The 15836-nt window shown below is 38.1% G+C and carries 17 protein-coding genes; 11 read left to right on the forward strand and 6 right to left on the reverse strand.

Annotated elements, in window-relative coordinates:
- The first annotated feature begins 30 nt into the window (after positions 1–30).
- Positions 31–1299, forward strand: coding sequence for a trypsin-like peptidase domain-containing protein (locus tag AB1444_04350; protein ID MEW6525883.1), 1269 nt, complete (start codon positions 31–33; stop codon positions 1297–1299).
- A 2-nt stretch (positions 1300–1301) separates the two neighbouring features.
- The gene (locus tag AB1444_04355) at positions 1302–1736 is read left to right on the forward strand and encodes a hypothetical protein (protein MEW6525884.1); all 435 of its coding nucleotides are present in this window, start codon (positions 1302–1304) and stop codon (positions 1734–1736) included.
- Positions 1737–1740: 4 nt separating this feature from the next.
- Here AB1444_04355 and AB1444_04360 read toward each other — a convergent pair whose 3' ends face one another.
- Positions 1741–2358: a hypothetical protein gene (locus AB1444_04360; protein MEW6525885.1), complete on the reverse strand. Its 618-nt coding sequence runs from the start codon at positions 2356–2358 to the stop codon at positions 1741–1743.
- A 350-nt stretch (positions 2359–2708) separates the two neighbouring features.
- On the opposite strand from AB1444_04360, the gene rpsF reads away from it, so the two are divergent.
- The 8 genes from rpsF to AB1444_04400 all read left to right on the forward strand — a co-directional run bounded on the left by rpsF (position 2709) and on the right by AB1444_04400 (position 8299).
- Positions 2709–3002, forward strand: coding sequence for a 30S ribosomal protein S6 (rpsF, locus tag AB1444_04365; protein MEW6525886.1), 294 nt, complete (start codon positions 2709–2711; stop codon positions 3000–3002).
- 5 nt (positions 3003–3007) lie between these two features.
- Positions 3008–3430: a single-stranded DNA-binding protein gene (gene ssb / locus AB1444_04370; protein ID MEW6525887.1), complete on the forward strand. Its 423-nt coding sequence runs from the start codon at positions 3008–3010 to the stop codon at positions 3428–3430.
- Positions 3431–3838: 408 nt separating this feature from the next.
- Positions 3839–4186 (forward strand): 30S ribosomal protein S18, encoded by a 348-nt coding sequence (rpsR, locus tag AB1444_04375; protein MEW6525888.1) that lies wholly within the window; start codon positions 3839–3841, stop codon positions 4184–4186.
- 17 nt (positions 4187–4203) lie between these two features.
- Positions 4204–5052 carry a DUF2232 domain-containing protein gene (locus AB1444_04380; protein MEW6525889.1) on the forward strand — a complete coding sequence of 283 codons (849 nt, stop codon included), beginning with the start codon at positions 4204–4206 and terminating at the stop codon, positions 5050–5052.
- 22 nt (positions 5053–5074) lie between these two features.
- Positions 5075–5518 carry a 50S ribosomal protein L9 gene (gene rplI, locus AB1444_04385; GenBank protein ID MEW6525890.1) on the forward strand — a complete coding sequence of 148 codons (444 nt, stop codon included), beginning with the start codon at positions 5075–5077 and terminating at the stop codon, positions 5516–5518.
- Positions 5519–5522: 4 nt separating this feature from the next.
- Positions 5523–6851 carry a replicative DNA helicase gene (gene dnaB, locus AB1444_04390; protein ID MEW6525891.1) on the forward strand — a complete coding sequence of 443 codons (1329 nt, stop codon included), beginning with the start codon at positions 5523–5525 and terminating at the stop codon, positions 6849–6851.
- 1 nt (position 6852) lies between these two features.
- Positions 6853–7638, forward strand: a complete 786-nt coding sequence (locus AB1444_04395) for an ABC transporter permease (GenBank protein ID MEW6525892.1) — start codon at positions 6853–6855, stop codon at positions 7636–7638.
- 16 nt (positions 7639–7654) lie between these two features.
- The gene (locus tag AB1444_04400; protein ID MEW6525893.1) at positions 7655–8299 is read left to right on the forward strand and encodes a protein-L-isoaspartate O-methyltransferase; all 645 of its coding nucleotides are present in this window, start codon (positions 7655–7657) and stop codon (positions 8297–8299) included.
- Between the two features lie 3 nt (positions 8300–8302).
- Here AB1444_04400 and AB1444_04405 read toward each other — a convergent pair whose 3' ends face one another.
- Genes AB1444_04405 through AB1444_04425 form a run of 5 tightly spaced genes read right to left on the reverse strand, consistent with a single transcriptional unit; the run spans position 8303 to position 13619 of the window.
- On the reverse strand, positions 8303–8641 hold the full coding sequence (locus AB1444_04405) for a hypothetical protein (protein MEW6525894.1): 339 nt from the start codon (positions 8639–8641) through the stop codon (positions 8303–8305).
- Positions 8638–9366: a class I SAM-dependent methyltransferase gene (locus tag AB1444_04410; protein MEW6525895.1), complete on the reverse strand. Its 729-nt coding sequence runs from the start codon at positions 9364–9366 to the stop codon at positions 8638–8640. Before AB1444_04410 ends, AB1444_04405 begins: the two co-directional genes overlap by 4 nt.
- A complete protein-coding gene (locus AB1444_04415) occupies positions 9363–10526 on the reverse strand; it encodes a ribonuclease H-like domain-containing protein (protein ID MEW6525896.1) in 1164 nt (387 codons plus the stop codon). The genes AB1444_04410 and AB1444_04415 overlap by 4 nt, the downstream gene beginning before the upstream one ends.
- Positions 10489–12768 carry a DEAD/DEAH box helicase gene (locus AB1444_04420; GenBank protein MEW6525897.1) on the reverse strand — a complete coding sequence of 760 codons (2280 nt, stop codon included), beginning with the start codon at positions 12766–12768 and terminating at the stop codon, positions 10489–10491. Before AB1444_04420 ends, AB1444_04415 begins: the two co-directional genes overlap by 38 nt.
- Positions 12765–13619 carry a phosphatidylglycerol lysyltransferase domain-containing protein gene (locus AB1444_04425; GenBank protein MEW6525898.1) on the reverse strand — a complete coding sequence of 285 codons (855 nt, stop codon included), beginning with the start codon at positions 13617–13619 and terminating at the stop codon, positions 12765–12767. The genes AB1444_04420 and AB1444_04425 overlap by 4 nt, the downstream gene beginning before the upstream one ends.
- 370 nt (positions 13620–13989) lie before the next feature.
- Between AB1444_04425 and AB1444_04430 the strand changes: the two genes are divergently transcribed.
- A complete protein-coding gene (locus AB1444_04430) occupies positions 13990–15618 on the forward strand; it encodes a methyl-accepting chemotaxis protein (protein ID MEW6525899.1) in 1629 nt (542 codons plus the stop codon).
- Positions 15619–15836: the final 218 nt, after the last annotated feature.

Genomic DNA, 15836 nt, shown 5'->3' on the forward strand with positions numbered 1-15836 from the left:
ATGGTATTATTTTTTTTCTGGAGTGATGGTGTGACAAAACTATATGCAATTATCGTAATAATTTTTTCTTTATCACCTGCTTATGCACAGGACGCAGTCAGTGAAAAATTCATTGCTGCTGCACAAAAAGCAAGCCCATCAGTGGTGAGTATACAGGTATTTGTTGTTGAAAAAGGGCATTATAGAAAAGTTGGTTATGCATCGGGCACTATACTTTCATCAAAAGGGTATGTTGTTACCAACTATCATGTTGTTTCCAAGGGTACTGTATATCAGATTAATTTAGCAGATGGCACTGAATGTGAAATTGAATCATTTTCTGACGGAAGTATCTATAGGGTGGATGAAAAAACGGATATTGCACTGTTAAAGGTACGGCATCCCACCGCAAATCAATTACAGGCAATAGAGTTTGAAGATGAAAAGGTATATCCCGGCCAATGGGTGCTGGCAATAGGTAATCCTTTTGGGTTGCAACAGTCGGTAACAGGTGGTATTGTATCATCGGTTGGACGCAGTGACATTGGCTTTGCTGATATAGAAGACTATATCCAGACTGATGTACCTATTAATCCGGGTAATTCGGGTGGGCCCCTTGTGTCACTTAACGGAAAGCTTGTTGGCATCAATACTGCAATACGAACGCAGACAGGCGGATATCAGGGAATAAGTTTTGCCATTCCTGCTTCCATTGTTAAACAGGTTGTTGGTGAACTCATACAATATGGCAGAGTACGCCGTGGCTGGCTTGGATTTTTAGTTCAGGAAAAATTCATAAAAGATGGCACACAAACGCAGGTTGAAATTATATCGGTTGTTGAAGGTTCACCCGCTTCCCGTGCAGGTATAGAAGTTGGTGATATTGTACGCAGGGTTGATGGTGTACCGATAAAAAAAATTTCAGACCTGGTGAAATCAATTCATGCTAAACAGGTGGGCTCACCCGTTGAATTAGTTATTGCACGGGATGGGCAGTTGATAACATATAATTTTGTGTTACAGGAAAAAACGACTGCTAAAAAAAGTAACCAATGGCTTACTGCATTGCAGTCCAGTTATGGAATAACCGTGGATGATTCCCGCAATGGTGTGGTTATTGTAGAAGTTCTTCAGTTTGGGCTTGCTTACAATGTATTAAAAAAAGGTGATATCATACAGTCAATTGATGGTGTACGTATTGCATCGTTACAGGACGTGATTGCACTATTGAAAAAAAATAATGGAGTAATCCAAAATTGTATTGTACTGCGAGGCGGCAGGGTTATACGATGTTCCTTTAATTCACAGGAAGTTGATTAATCATGAAGTGGATATATAGTACCATTTTATTTTTATTATATGCGATAGTAACTGTACATGTAACTGCTGATGAAGCAAAAGAAGTAATACTTGATAATCAATGGTATGCTTCTTTGCAAAACAGTGATGCAATCAAACGATTACAGATGCTTGACGCATTGAAAGATAGAGTGGTTAAAGCTCAGGGACAGGTTGTCAAAGTAGAAGAATCTAATCTTTTAAAAAAGAAATATAGGATTATCCTATCTGTAAATCTTCCCAGGATAAAGATTCTGTATTATTGCTATACTGACAAAGAAGATTATTCAGACCTTTTGCAGCCAGAGGATACCTTTGAATTCAGTGGCCAGTTTGTTGTTGCAACACCGCTCAACACAAAAGTGGATACTATTGTATGTGATATTATTCTAGAAGATGGTGCTGTTCTGGTAAAATAGTGGATTATTCCCGGTAAACGGTGAAGATATAATCCAGTATTGCAATCCTGTCTGCGTCGTCCAGCCCTACAAAAGAAATGTCATACTGTGTGCTGTTGATACCTGTTACTTTGCCGGTTATATCAATATCTTTGGTGTCTAAATGAAGGTGGCCCTTTACAAAATGTTCCGGTTTAATTGTTGTTTGAAGTACTGCTTCCCTGTCAGTAAGCTCAAGAATAGTACCTTCATGCCATTGTATATCTTCAGAAGAAAAGCTTTTAGCGGTGTTAATTGAAAATGTGAAAAAGGTGAAAGGTATATTTACTTTGGCCTTAAGACACTGACGTGTAGGATTATAGACAATAGAATTGGTATGTTTCAGTAAAATAATGGGAAATGGTAAAGAAATTTTACCCAACACTATTGTGGTAAAATCATACGAACCATCAGGATATGGCCATATATAACATTCAACAGTTTCATTTTCCGTGATATACGTAAAAAAATCCTCAGGTGATTTACATATAAGGAATAGGTCGTTATTTTCAATTAATGTCAGCAATGCATATCCATACCCTTTTTTATACACTCTGATAGGGGTATTGGTTTTAATATCATTTGTTTTGATGATCTTTTTCATTATCAACTTTTCTCCAGAAAGTCTGCCACTACATAATGACATTACAGGTAATTTTTGACAGAAAATTTAGTGAAATAGTATAAAATAAAGCATTTCAAGTCAAGGGCAAATTGTAAACGTCAGGTAAAATTATTGTAATTACTATATTTTTTAAACATAATAAAACCCCACAGGGATAAATTTCAGGATTCCATTGTAGAAAACTCAATAAGACAGTTTTAAAAATTTACTATTTCCATAAAAAAGTATTGAAAAAAAGTTGTTGCAAATTATAGTATGTGCAAAAATAGTGGTAGTCCTTCTGCTGCACGCGTATGCAGTGCAGCTACTATTATCCATAGGGGGTAACAATGAACAAATACGAATTAATAGTCATATTGCGGCCTTCGGACAAGCTGGAATCGCTTAAAGAAAAGGTCCGTGAAATTTTAAAGAAAAATCAGGTTGTTATTGAATCTGATGAACCATGGGGTATACGTAGTTTAGCGTATACTATCGATAAGGCAAATGATGGTTACTATGAATATTTTATTGCTCAGATAAATCCAACATCGGTTAGTAGCATCATTGCCGAATTCAGATTGCAGCCGGATATCCTCCGATATCTTTTTGTTAAACTCCCAAAACTAAGTAAGACAGCGTAACGTGTATGGCCGGTGATTTAAACAAGGTTATACTGGTAGGAAGAGTTGTCAGGGATCCTGAGTTGCGATATACTCCGGGTGGGTCAGCTGTTGTTTCCTTTTCAGTGGCCAATAACAGGATTTACTTAAAGAATAACGAAAAGCAAGAAGTTGTTTCGTTCTTTAATTGTGTTGCATGGGGTAAGTTGGCTGAAACTGTTGCCAATTATTGTAAAAAGGGCCAGCAACTGGCATTGGAAGGAAGACTGCAGCAGAGGTCCTGGCAGGATAAAGAAGGCAACAAACGGTCAACTGTGGAAATAGTTGCTGAATCGTTACAATTTCTGGGTGGCAAACAGCAGTCTGATTCACAGGTTACTATCGAACAGGATGAACCTGTTGATATTAATAGCGATCAGCCATTTGCTGATGATGAGATACCATTTTAAATATTCACTATATTCCCTGAATGAATGGGAATATAGAGCAAAAGTCATCCTGAACCATGTCCTGAATTTATTTCAGGATTGATTCAGGATCTATGAAGAGACTAATGTAGATTCCGGATCAAGTCCGGAATGACAGAGAGGTAGAAGTCATCCTGAGCTGTGATTCAGGATCTATGAGGAGTGCAAATGTAGATTCCGGATCAAGCCCGGAATGACAGAGAGGTAGAAGTCATCCTGAACTGTGATTCAGGATCTATGGGGAGTGCAAATGTAGATTCCGGATCAAGTCCGGAATGACTGCTGACGTAAAGATTCCGGGTCAAGTCCGGAATGACAATAAGAAGTGTAGGTTTAAGAAAAAAGTTTATAATAACATTAATTAAATTCTATTTTCATAGGAGTACCATAATGAGCGAAGAAATTAAACATGATGAAACTATAGATTCACAGGACAATATTAATCTTCAGGAAGCTAAACCAGAAGCTGTAGCCCCTGAGGATGATGATAAGGTGCTGGCAACAGCTGTTCAGGTGCAGCGAATACCAAAATTCAAGAAAAAAGTATGCCGTTTCTGCGAAGATCCAAACTTAGCTATCGATTACAAAAATCCGGATTTACTGGTCAGGTTTATTACCGACAGAGGTAAAATACTTCCACGGCGGATTACGGGAACCTGTGCAAAGCATCAGCGCCATTTGGCACGTGCTATTAAGCGTGCTCGTATTATAGCATTGTTGCCGTTTGTTGTAAAATAATTTTTTAATGTGACATTGTGGAACTGCTGCTTCATTTTATACTTGGTATAGCTTTAAGCGTAGTTATAGCTATGCTGGTGTACAGACTGCAATCACCATTAGGTGCGATAGCTCTTATAATTATTGCAACTGCCAGTTATATAGGTCTATCGTACCTTATAAATGAAATGATTGGTATTCAATTTATTATTGCCGGTGCAATTTTTGGCTATACAGCACAACGGTTTTCGTTTCAGCGATATTTTATTATAAGTGTGCTGGTATTGTGGTTTTCGCTTCTTTTTGTCTATTATCTGCAGTATTACCTGAAAGGGATTGATGTAGTTGCAGACAACCATACCATGATACAGCAGATGATTGAAGGATCATCGTTAGATGCTGCAGAAAAGTCGGTTATGATGCAGCAACCTGAAAACTTTTTGCCAACAATGCGCATACTTATGCCGTTTTCGTATTTTTTCAGTTCAATTGTTGTTTCACTTTTTATATATGTTCTTGTGTATGCCTTTTTTATACGGTTTAAATTTTTAACAATCTCTGATAGTAAATTTGCTTTTTTTAGAATTAATGAATGGATTGTTTTTTTACTTATTATAAGCTGGGCAACGGTACTTTTAAGCAGCAGCGATCATATGGTATGGGCAATAGCTCTTAATGTGGGTCTTATTTTGTGTGTGGTGTACACCATTCAGGGATTGTCCATAGTAAGTTTCTATTTTGAAAAAAAGCAATGGCCTAAACTTTACGGTATGGTGCTGTTATTTGTTGGCGTACTGTTGGGGTTTCAGGTACTCTTTTTTATAATAACGATGCTTATGGGTTTGGGCATCATTGATTTCTGGATGAATTTTAGAAAGATTGTTTAATTTTTTTCAAAGGAGTTTCAATATGAAGGTTATATTACAGAAGGATATTCCCAATTTAGGTGAAGCAGGCGATGTAAAAGAGGTTGCAGAAGGATATGCACGCAATTTCCTTTTGCCTAAAAAACTTGTTATCCCTTATAATGAATCAAGTGCAAAAGCAATAGAACATCAGAAGAAGCTTGTAAAAATAAAGAAAGAAAAACGCAAAAAAGAAGGGCAGAAACTTGTAGAAGCATTATCCAATGTTGCTCTGACAATTGGTGCTCAGGTTGGGGAAGAGGATAAATTGTTTGGTTCAGTTACTGCAATTGATATAGCCCAGAAGCTTTCACAGATGGGGTACTCTATCGATAAAAGAAAAATAGTGTTGCCTGAGCCAATAAAGAAGGCCGGGGAACATGAAGTAAAGATTAAATTGGATGAAGGGCTGTCTGCAACCATTAAGGTTACTGTGGTGAAGGAGTAACCGCATGCTTGATGCTGGCATGCCACCTCATGATGTTGAGGCCGAAGCTGCGTGCTTATCTTCTATATTATTAAGCAAAGATGCTTTATTAAAGGTTATTGAAATCCTCCAGGTGGAGGATTTCTACATTGATGCCCATAGAATGATTTATGAGGCTATCAGGGAATTAGAGATAAAAGCCATACCTATTGACCTTATTACAATCAAGCAACGGCTGATTGATAAAAAACAGTTTGAAAAAGCAGGTGGTGATCCTGCACTGGTTAATATATACCGTACAGTTTCCACTGCGGCTAATGCTGAGTTTTACGCTAACAGGGTAAAAGAGCTAAGCCTGCGGCGAAAACTCATAGAAACCTGTACCACTATAGCTGAAAAATCATACGATACTACGCTGGACACAAAAGTACTTCTTGATGATGCTGAAAAGGATATATTCCTCATTACCCAGCGCCGTATTACAAGCGATTTTGAAAGCTTAGCCAGTGTGTTGAAGCTGACTCTTGAAGATATAGGCCACATGTACGAAACAAAAAGGCCTGTTACCGGCATTGCAAGTGGATTTACTGATCTTGATGCCATGCTTACCGGTTTTCATGAATCTGAACTTATTATCATTGCTGCTCGTCCATCAATGGGGAAAACAGCACTTGCATTGAATATTGCCAATCATGTGGCATTGCGTGAAAAACAGCCTACACTATTCTTTTCACTTGAAATGCCTGCAACACAGCTTGCAACCCGAATATTGTGTATTGAATCAATGATTGATATGCAGCATGTACGAACCGGCCAGATAAGCAGCGAACAGTTGCGAAAGCTCATTGATGTTTCCGGCAGGCTGGAAAAATCCCCCATGTTCATAGATGACACACCAGGATTAAGTATTTTTGAACTCAGAGCAAAGGCACGGCGTTTTGCCCAGAAACAAAAGGTTGGACTTATAGTTGTTGATTATCTTCAGCTTATTGTGTCCAATAACAGGCTGGAACGCCATCAGCAGATAGCTGAAATCAGCAATGCCTTGAAGCAGCTTGCCCGTGAACTATCGGTTCCGGTTATTGCACTGTCCCAGTTATCACGTGCTGTGGAATCACGAACTGACCAGAAACCTCAGTTGTCTGACCTGCGTGAATCAGGAGCAATTGAACAGGATGCTGATGTTGTATTATTTATATACCGTGAAGAAAAAGTTAAAAAAGAAACTGAACGTATAGGCATAGCTGATATCATTGTGGCAAAACAGCGTAATGGTCCAACCGGAACAATTGAATTACGCTTCTGGGACAAGTATATGAAATTTGGGAATGTTGAAAAATTCCGTGAAGAATGATATGAATGGCACTGAGATAACAATACCACGAACGGTTATTCAATTTTTTGAATCAGTAGGCAAACATTCACTGTTTTTTACACAAACCGTGAAATGGATTTTTAAGCCACCTTTTGATGCAAAAAACATCTTAACTCAGATGCTTGAAATAGGGTACAAGTCCTTACCGGTAACCTGTATCACCCTTTTTTTCACTGGCATGGTCATGGCATTGCAGATAGGCAAGGCCATGGATTCACTTATGTCAGGCTCATCAGTATTTATTGGAAGCGCTGTGTCTATTGCAATGTTCAGAGAATTGTGTCCCGTGCTTACTGCTCTGCTTTTATCAGGAAGGGTTGGTTCAGCCATAGCTGCTGAAATTGGCACCATGCGTGTCACAGAGCAGATTGATGCACTCATCACACTTGATGCTAATCCCATTCAGTATCTATCGGTTCCGCGTTTTTTAGCCTGCTTGGTTATGACGCCGGTATTGGTTGTTGTTACGGATGTTGTTGGTTCATTGGGTGGTGCATTCATAGCCTACTTTAATTTAGGGATAACTATCGACAAATATATTGAAAATGTTTTTAACTATTTAGGTGTCATGGACTTTTTAACAGGGATTTTTAAATCTGTTTTTTTTGGCATTGAAATTGCCATTATTGCCTGCTATCAGGGGTTTAACACTTCTGGTGGGGCTGAAGGTGTGGGCAGGGCCACAATACGGGCTGTTGTTGCTTCATCCATGACCATACTTATTTCAGATTATTTTCTTACCTATCTTTTGCAATTTATTGAGTAGTGGAAACGTAGAGCTTATGAAATCGCTGAAAAAAAGAAAAGAGGAATTTATTTCATTTTTGCAAAAAAATAAGATTCCCAAAAGGGTGCTGGATGCATTTGCAGCAGTTAATCAACAGGATTTTTTTGATGAAATATATGAAGACAGGTTATATGGTCAACTGCCAATTCCGATAGGCAGAGGCGAAACAAGCGATGAACCGCTTGCACTTGCTCGCATGATTCAGTATTGTGGCATAAAAAAAGATTTCCATGTTCTTGAGATTGGTACTGGTTCAGGCTATTCAACTGCAGTGATAGCGCAGCTTGCAAAATCAGTAACCACCATTGAAATAGATGAAGAACTTGCTGTACGTGCAAAGCAACGCTTTAAAAAAATAGGATTGTCAAATATTCGTATTTTTCATGGCGATGGCACAGATGTTGATGAATCGGTAGGTTTTTTTGATGCAATACTAGTACTGGCAGGTTGCAAAAAACGACCATTGCTGTTACTTCATGTTGCTAAACCTGATAGCATGATAGTATTCCCCATGGGTCCTGCGCATCAACAACAGATAGCACTGATGCTTAATCACAGGGATGATAATGTTGAAGGGCTGTATCCAGTTGTTTTCAAAGAGTTTTGCAGTTTCATGCCCATCATTGGTATTTATGGATGAGTTTTATATATCTGATTTCTTTTTTTTATCAGGATCTTCATCAGGTTTATAGCAGTAGCGACAGCCATAAATTAATATCTTTGTGCTATCCTTTACAATCTTTGAGGCATATAATGCTTCATACTTGCTGAGTTTTGATCCACATACCGGGCATGTCCTTTCTTTTAAATGGATGGGTTCATCACGTTGTGGCATGACTTGTATCTTTTCTGGTATTGTTTTTTGCGGTTGTTTTTTGTCAGGCTTTGGTCGTTCTTTTATATGATGATACAGGGAAAGAAGATATAAAAAAACTGCAATGCCTGTACCAAATGAAAGAATATAGAGAATAGTTTCAATCATCGTTGTGCCCGTCTTGTTATAAAGTTAACCATAATTGTTTCTTCATAAGGCGGCTTAAGAGTGTAATCCCCAACAATATCAACTACTGTAAGACCACATTGTTCAATAAGAGGTAGTATTTCATCAATTGTATATAAGCGCTGAAGATGTTCTTCTTTCAGGGTAGTGTTATGCATGGTAAATGTCAACTTTGAGTATAATATTTTTGAATGAGCATCATATTCATTGTACCACTGAATATCGGTGCCTTTAATTTGAAATGTTAATAGCTTATTGTGAAAATTTTTTTTGATATTATACTCTGTGGTAAGGTCAAACAAAAAGATGCTGTCGTTGTTCATGCAGCTATGTACGCAGTGTAATGCGCTGGAAAAATCATCATAATCAAGGAGATAGTTGAATGTATCATGTACAGAAAAAATAAAATCAATGGTTTTTGACAATGCAAACTTTGTAATATCACCGCAAAAAATGTGATAATTTTTATAGGCGCGCACTTTTGCTATTTTTAACATTTCAAGTGATTTATCCATGCCATATATCTCGTAATCATCCATTGAAAACTTTGGCCCAAATTTTCCGGTACCACATCCAAGCTCAAGAACCGTTCGTGGATTATTAATATACCTGCACATTATCATTCTAAGGTAATGATACCAGTTGGCATAATCAACGTGTTTAAGCATATAGTCGTAGTAGGGTGCAAGGTAATGATATGGTTTCATTGTATTTTTCTATTCAACCGATTAATTCTATGGGTAAAACGTGCGGTGTAGTGTTCAATGAGCTTTTGGTTGTCTGAAAGCTTTTTCATATGAGCTATCGCCCAATTACAGTAGTTTAGTGCTTTGTGATAATCTTTGATACGATGTTCATAGTGTTTTGCCAATTCCTCAAGTGAAAAGAGATTGATATTCTTTTCCCAGAATGTAAGTGCCTGCTCAATGTGGCCAGAGCGTTTTAATGCTGTGGAATACTTCTTAAACAAGGAGTGGTCGTTGTCAAGTAATGCATGGCCAGCATATTCAATGAGTTCAATGAACAATTGAATGTTTCGCGAATACAGATGCTTTGCAATATTTTTATACAGGTGTGTTGGTACCTGGTCAAACTGTTTTGTGTGAATGAGTTCATACAGTGAGTTGAAAAAAACAAGAAGATGAACCATAGATGTTATATCAATGCGATTATGTTCAATGACTGCGGTAAGGCGTGAGTCACAGCCGGTTTGCTGATAGGTAAAGTACACATCGGGGATCTGGTAGCCTGGTATATCGTCAGTCCTGGTAATCCCAAGCAGAAGCTCTTCAAGTGATTTTAATGAACAGCTTGCGTAAATTGATTTAAAGATTGAGCGTGCGGGTTTGAGTAAATCAATGACGGGCATGGAAACAGGAAAGCCCTGAATGCGGTTAATCCTGTAGCGCGTTTTTATAATGGGTATATCAAAGGTTTTGCCATTGAAAGTTACAATTGCCTTAAATTTGTTTAAACGTTCAGCACAGTGAAAAAGTACAGCAGGCTCTTCACCATACTGACGCATGAAAATCTGTTCAACCGTGAATGTATTGTCACTGAAATATCCTAAGCCAATTAAAAATGCATAATTACCTGTTCCACTGGTGAGTGAGGTTGTTTCTATATCAAAAAAAACACACTGATCAAGTGTGACACGTTCCATGCGATGCATTGCACAGTAGGCTGCAATGTCATTAGTGGTATCATCGATGTGTAACGATGCAATTGGGTAGTGCTGTACAAACGTAATAGTTTGGCCAAATGGTGTGGCAATAGTTTCCCCGCCTGCTTCTTGTATCCAGGAACTATCGGTTACAGGATTACATGAGTCAGTGTAGTATATGTTGAGTTTGTCCTTCAGATTCATGGTGTAAGTTTTTTAGTAGTGTTATTACTTTTTCTTTGATGCCTTCTTTGGTGATCATAGGGCCAATGCAGGCAGGGCAGCCATGAGTACAGGTACACGCGGCTATTGCATCCTGTGCTGCTTGCGCTATCAGCCCAAATATATGATAAATCCTCTGGGATATGCCTACACCTCCAGGAATAGCATCATATATAAAGATTGTTGGCTGATTGGTGAAGTGTGAACGATTTTCAAACACAACGCGTATATCAGCATAATCAGACAGTGTATACAGTGGCGCAATGTTACGTAAAATGTATGATAAACCTAAGAATACTTCGCCAGCTTCTTCGCGTTCCATTGTACCAATCACTTTATCAGTGAAACTACACCACATTGCTGTTGAATGCATTTCCAGCTCAGGGAGGTTAATCTTCCCCCAGCCAACATTTTCGTGGGTTCCAAATTTTATCTTTTTAAACATGATGGCTTTGGTGCGAACGTTCACCTCGCCCAGGCTCAAAGTTGCAATTGACAGCGCTTTTGATTCAAATTCTTCTAGTACATGAATATCGGTCTTTTCTTCAGCATCGGTGTAGTAATCGGATTCCACCTCATGGCAATAGGCAATCCTGCGTTCCCAATCTAATTTGTCAATATAGTACTGCTGGCCCTGATGAAGATAGATAGCATCATCGTGTATCATGGTTGGTGCTGAAGGGAGGTCAATTTCACCAATGACCTGCGCATGATTGTCTTTATGAACTATCACCACATTATCATGTGAAGCGCTGCGCAATGATATGTCATTTGCAGGATAGATATCACTCATCCAGTGAAACTTGCCTGCAGATTCTTTTAAGATATTCTTTTGCGCTAAGTACTCAAGCATCTCACGAGTGGTGCTATGCTGCGGTGTGAACAGCTCATCAATACCAAAGGGAATTTCAAATGCTGCACATTTGATGTGGTCCATGAGGATGAGCAGGTTGTCAGGATTAATGTTTGCCATCTCAGGATTGTTTTCAAACACAAAGTGTGGATTGCTTGCAATGTACTGATCAAGCGGTGAGCTTGTGGCAACCATTATTGCAAGAGAATCGGTTCCCCGCCTGCCAGCACGTCCTGATTGCTGCTGCAGTGAAGCTATAGAGCCAGGATAGCCCATCGAGATGGCACAATCCAGCATGCCAATGTCAATACCTAACTCGAGCGCATTGGTTGATACAACAGCGTTTATCTTTTTTTCACGCAAACCCTTTTCAATGGATCGGCGTTCATTGGGTAAATACCCGCCACGATATGCAGCAACTGAAAACCCTTTACACTGTTCTTTTAAATACGTTGCGATGATCTCAACACGCAGCCTGCTTCTACAAAAAACTATTGTTGAGATATTATTTTTCACACACAGTGCGCCAACTTTAGCTGCTTCCTTCACGGCTGAAGCTCGTATACCTAATGCCTTATCAACCACGGGCGGATTATAGATTATAAAATGCTTTTTACCACGGGGAGCACCGTTATTGTCGATCACTGCAAACGGCATTTCAAAAAGCTTTTCAGCAAGTTCCTGTGGATTGGCGATAGTTGCTGAGCAGCAGATGAACTGCGGGTGACTGCCATAAAATGAGCATATACGTTTAAGTCTTCGTATGAGATTGGCAAAATGACTGCCAAAGACTCCTTTATAGGTATGGATTTCATCAACAACGACGTACTGCAGATTTTCAAAAAGCTTAACCCATATAGTATGATGAGGCAGAATACCTGAATGCAGCATATCGGGATTGGTGATGACAATATTACCTGCTGTGCGAATAGCTTTACGAGCTGATTGTGGTGTATCACCATCAAAGGTATATGTTTTAATGGATAAACCGGTGATCTTCATAATCTCTTGAAGTTCAGAAAGCTGATCCTGCGATAGTGCCTTTGTGGGGAAAAGATACAGCGCTCGTGCGTCAGGATATTTGGCCATAAAATTAAGCACGGGAAGATTATAGCAAAGTGTTTTACCCGAAGCTGTTGGCGTTACAACCACTATATTTTCTTTTCTTTGGACTGCGTCATATGCTGATCGCTGATGGCTGTAGAGATTTTCTATGCCACGCTGCATGTATACATTGCGGATTCGTTCGTCTATATCATCCGGGTATGGTGCATAGTGTGCTTCTTTTGCAGGTACCGTATACCATGCTGCAACCTGTTTCATAAATGGTTCGTAGTTTTTAAGGTATTCAATAAGCTGTTCAATAGTCATTGGTTTAAAGCACTCACACGATATTTTGTCACTATCATATCAGGCTGATATGAACGTTTTGCAAATCGCAGCGGTTCTAAGCCTAAATCCTGTTCAAAGTTAAAATATTTATAATTTGTGGGTAATGCTTTTGCACAGTGATTATACATGTATTGATAAATTCCCTTGTAACTTGTTATAGCTTTTGCAAAATGAATGGCAAACATGTCTTCTGTTATTGCTTCGCCAATGATGAAGGCTGCAGGTTTTCCATCAACATAATACATGCTGCCGCACAAATTTAATTCGTCAAGCAACATACACGCTTCAATGCACGCTGCAATATCTGCATCATTACCGGATTCCTTTTTCCATACGTCAAGCACATATAATGCATCGTTAACTTTCTGGCTGGTTAATGGAAGCACTTCCACAGAATATTTTGTAGTGAATTGATATAAAAGATTTCTTTTCCCATGTAGTTTTTTCCCTGAATAGGTAGCTAACTTTTCTTTAGTATAGACATAATCTGAATCGCCGTCATTGTAATGGTAACCAAAGCCTTTATCAGTAAAAAAATGTAACCAGTCATGGTGAATGGGAAAAAGATATATATCCGGCTGTAGTAATTGTACCAGTTTTTCAGCATATTCCTCATCCAGTGGCATAACAGGCATAATATAGCGTTTGCCGTCGTAGGTTATTCCTTTAATTGCAGTGATATCCCCGGTTATAAGGATATATTGGTGTACTGAACGAAAAAGGTACAGGTTTGCAAATGAATACTCAGATATAGGTATTGATACCTTTTGCAAAAGAGGTTGTAAAATATTTTTGTGCGATAGTTCTAACGAGTGTTCCTGTACTTCCATACAATGCATAAAAGGCTATAGGCAATTGAAATTCAACTCTTTTTTATGCGATAGTAACTGTTTTAGTAAACAAATGAGGGCATGGCAGATTCAAAAATACTAATGCAATTATTACTTGCATTATTATGAATTATACGGTATGCATAATAGTAGATGAGTATGAATTATACTGGTTATAGTGTAAGATTTTAAAAGCAGTATGAAAGATTTTTTACTCTTAACATAAAGGAATTTATACATGATACAATTTCAACAATTAATAGAGGCATCACAAGTTTTTCCAGCCATTTTTTGTGCGGGTGTGTTATTTTTTGGATTGTTGTTGTACTTATTAATGTATATCAAATCTAAAGATGCACTACATTTATCCATGGTAATTATAGGAATTGCAGGATTTACATTTGTATTGAGTGAGTCACTCATTCTTATTATGGGATGGATTCTTAAACCTGATATTGGTATGCAGTTTCATCGCCTTGAACAGGTAGGAGCAAGTTTACTCATTTTTGGTATCCCTTACTTTTTGCACCAGATGTTGGAAATAACGCCTGCATGGAAAAAAGTTAATACCATTATTTACAGAATAATGATGGGCATTACTGTACTGATTATTATAGTAGCCTTTCTATATCCTGATGCATTTGTTTCGGTTACACAGCATCGCCAGGATTGGCTACTACGTCAGGCTGATCACGGTAGGGGAGTTGAAGGCCCTTTATATATAGTACGTGATGGCATACTGGCGCTGTTAATTCTGTATGCGTTTTTCAGCTTTGTTATTGATATGATCATTCATAAACGTATAAAGTATCTTTTAATGTCCTTTATTGGGCTATTGATTGTTATCTATGGTGCGGTGATTGATGTTATCAGTGTCTATACCGGACAATTTTATGATTTCACTCCTGACCTACGCTTTGCACGGTTTGTTGTGGGGATAACACTTTTCATATTATTGTCAATGGGAGCAGTATTGAGGAAATATTTTGATATTGCTAAGGAAACTGAAATGCTCCATAAAGAAATGGCAAAGGAAGCAGAGATAAATAGAAAACAGAATGATTTTATAAAAAACACACTCAAGTTAAATTCGGGACAACTGTATTCGTCTTCAGAACAGCTTTTACAAATATTATCAGGCTTTATGCAAAATTCTCAGGATCAGGCTGCTGCAATAGAGGAAGTCTCAGCATCAGTTGAACAAATATCTGCAGGGACCGAACATGTAAAATCAAGCACTGACCATCAGTTTGATGGCATTGAATCATTATCAAAAGTAATGAAGGCCACAGCTGATATTATGAAAGAAATGGTAACGCTTACTCAGGAAGCGTTACAAAAAATGAGGGGCATCTCGGTTAATGCAAAATCCGGGGAGGAATCGCTTGCATTGATGAATGAAACAATGAATAGCATAGGAAAAAGTTCTGGTGAGATAACTGGAATTATTGCAATTATTAATGATATTTCTGATAAGATAAATCTTTTATCGCTGAATGCAGCCATTGAAGCAGCACGTGCAGGTGATTATGGTAGAGGTTTTGCTGTCGTTGCTGATGAAATATCCAAGTTGGCTGACCAGACTGCAACCAGTATCAAGACAATTGGTGCCCTTATAGTGAATAATGACCGTGAGATACGGACTGGAATGCAAAATGTTACACAGGTTATCTATACCATTAATACTATTATCAAAGATATAGATGTCATTGTATCTCATATAACTGCATTATCGGATACCGTTACACGACAGGCAAAGGAAAATGCAGTAGCTAGTGACAGTGTTGAATCAATAAGGCAACAGTCCGAACAGATAAAAATGGCAATGGATGAGCAGAAGAGAGCTATTGATGAGATATCCAACACTATAGGATCAATAAATGAACTGGCGCAGAAAAATGCTGCAAAGGGGCTTGATATTACCGAAACCGCTAAAATGCTAGTTGAAAAGGTACAAGCAATCAATAAAGATATAGATGAATTCCGTCCTGATGTATAGACAAATTTATATAAAATATATTGACAAACCAAATAATTACTCAAAATGTCACTTAATTTTGTATTAGGTTTTATTTTAATAAATTAAATATATATGGAGTATGCCATATGCCATTTTACAAGTTTATACCTCATGAGGTTAAATTTTTTGATCTGTTTGATAAGCAAGCTGACATAATGGTGAATGCAGTTACCTGTTTTGAAAATTTTGCAGAGAAT

It is taken from the genome of Spirochaetota bacterium, from assembly GCA_040756435.1.
In the GTDB taxonomy this organism is placed as follows: Bacteria; Spirochaetota; UBA4802; order UBA4802; family UB4802; genus UBA4802.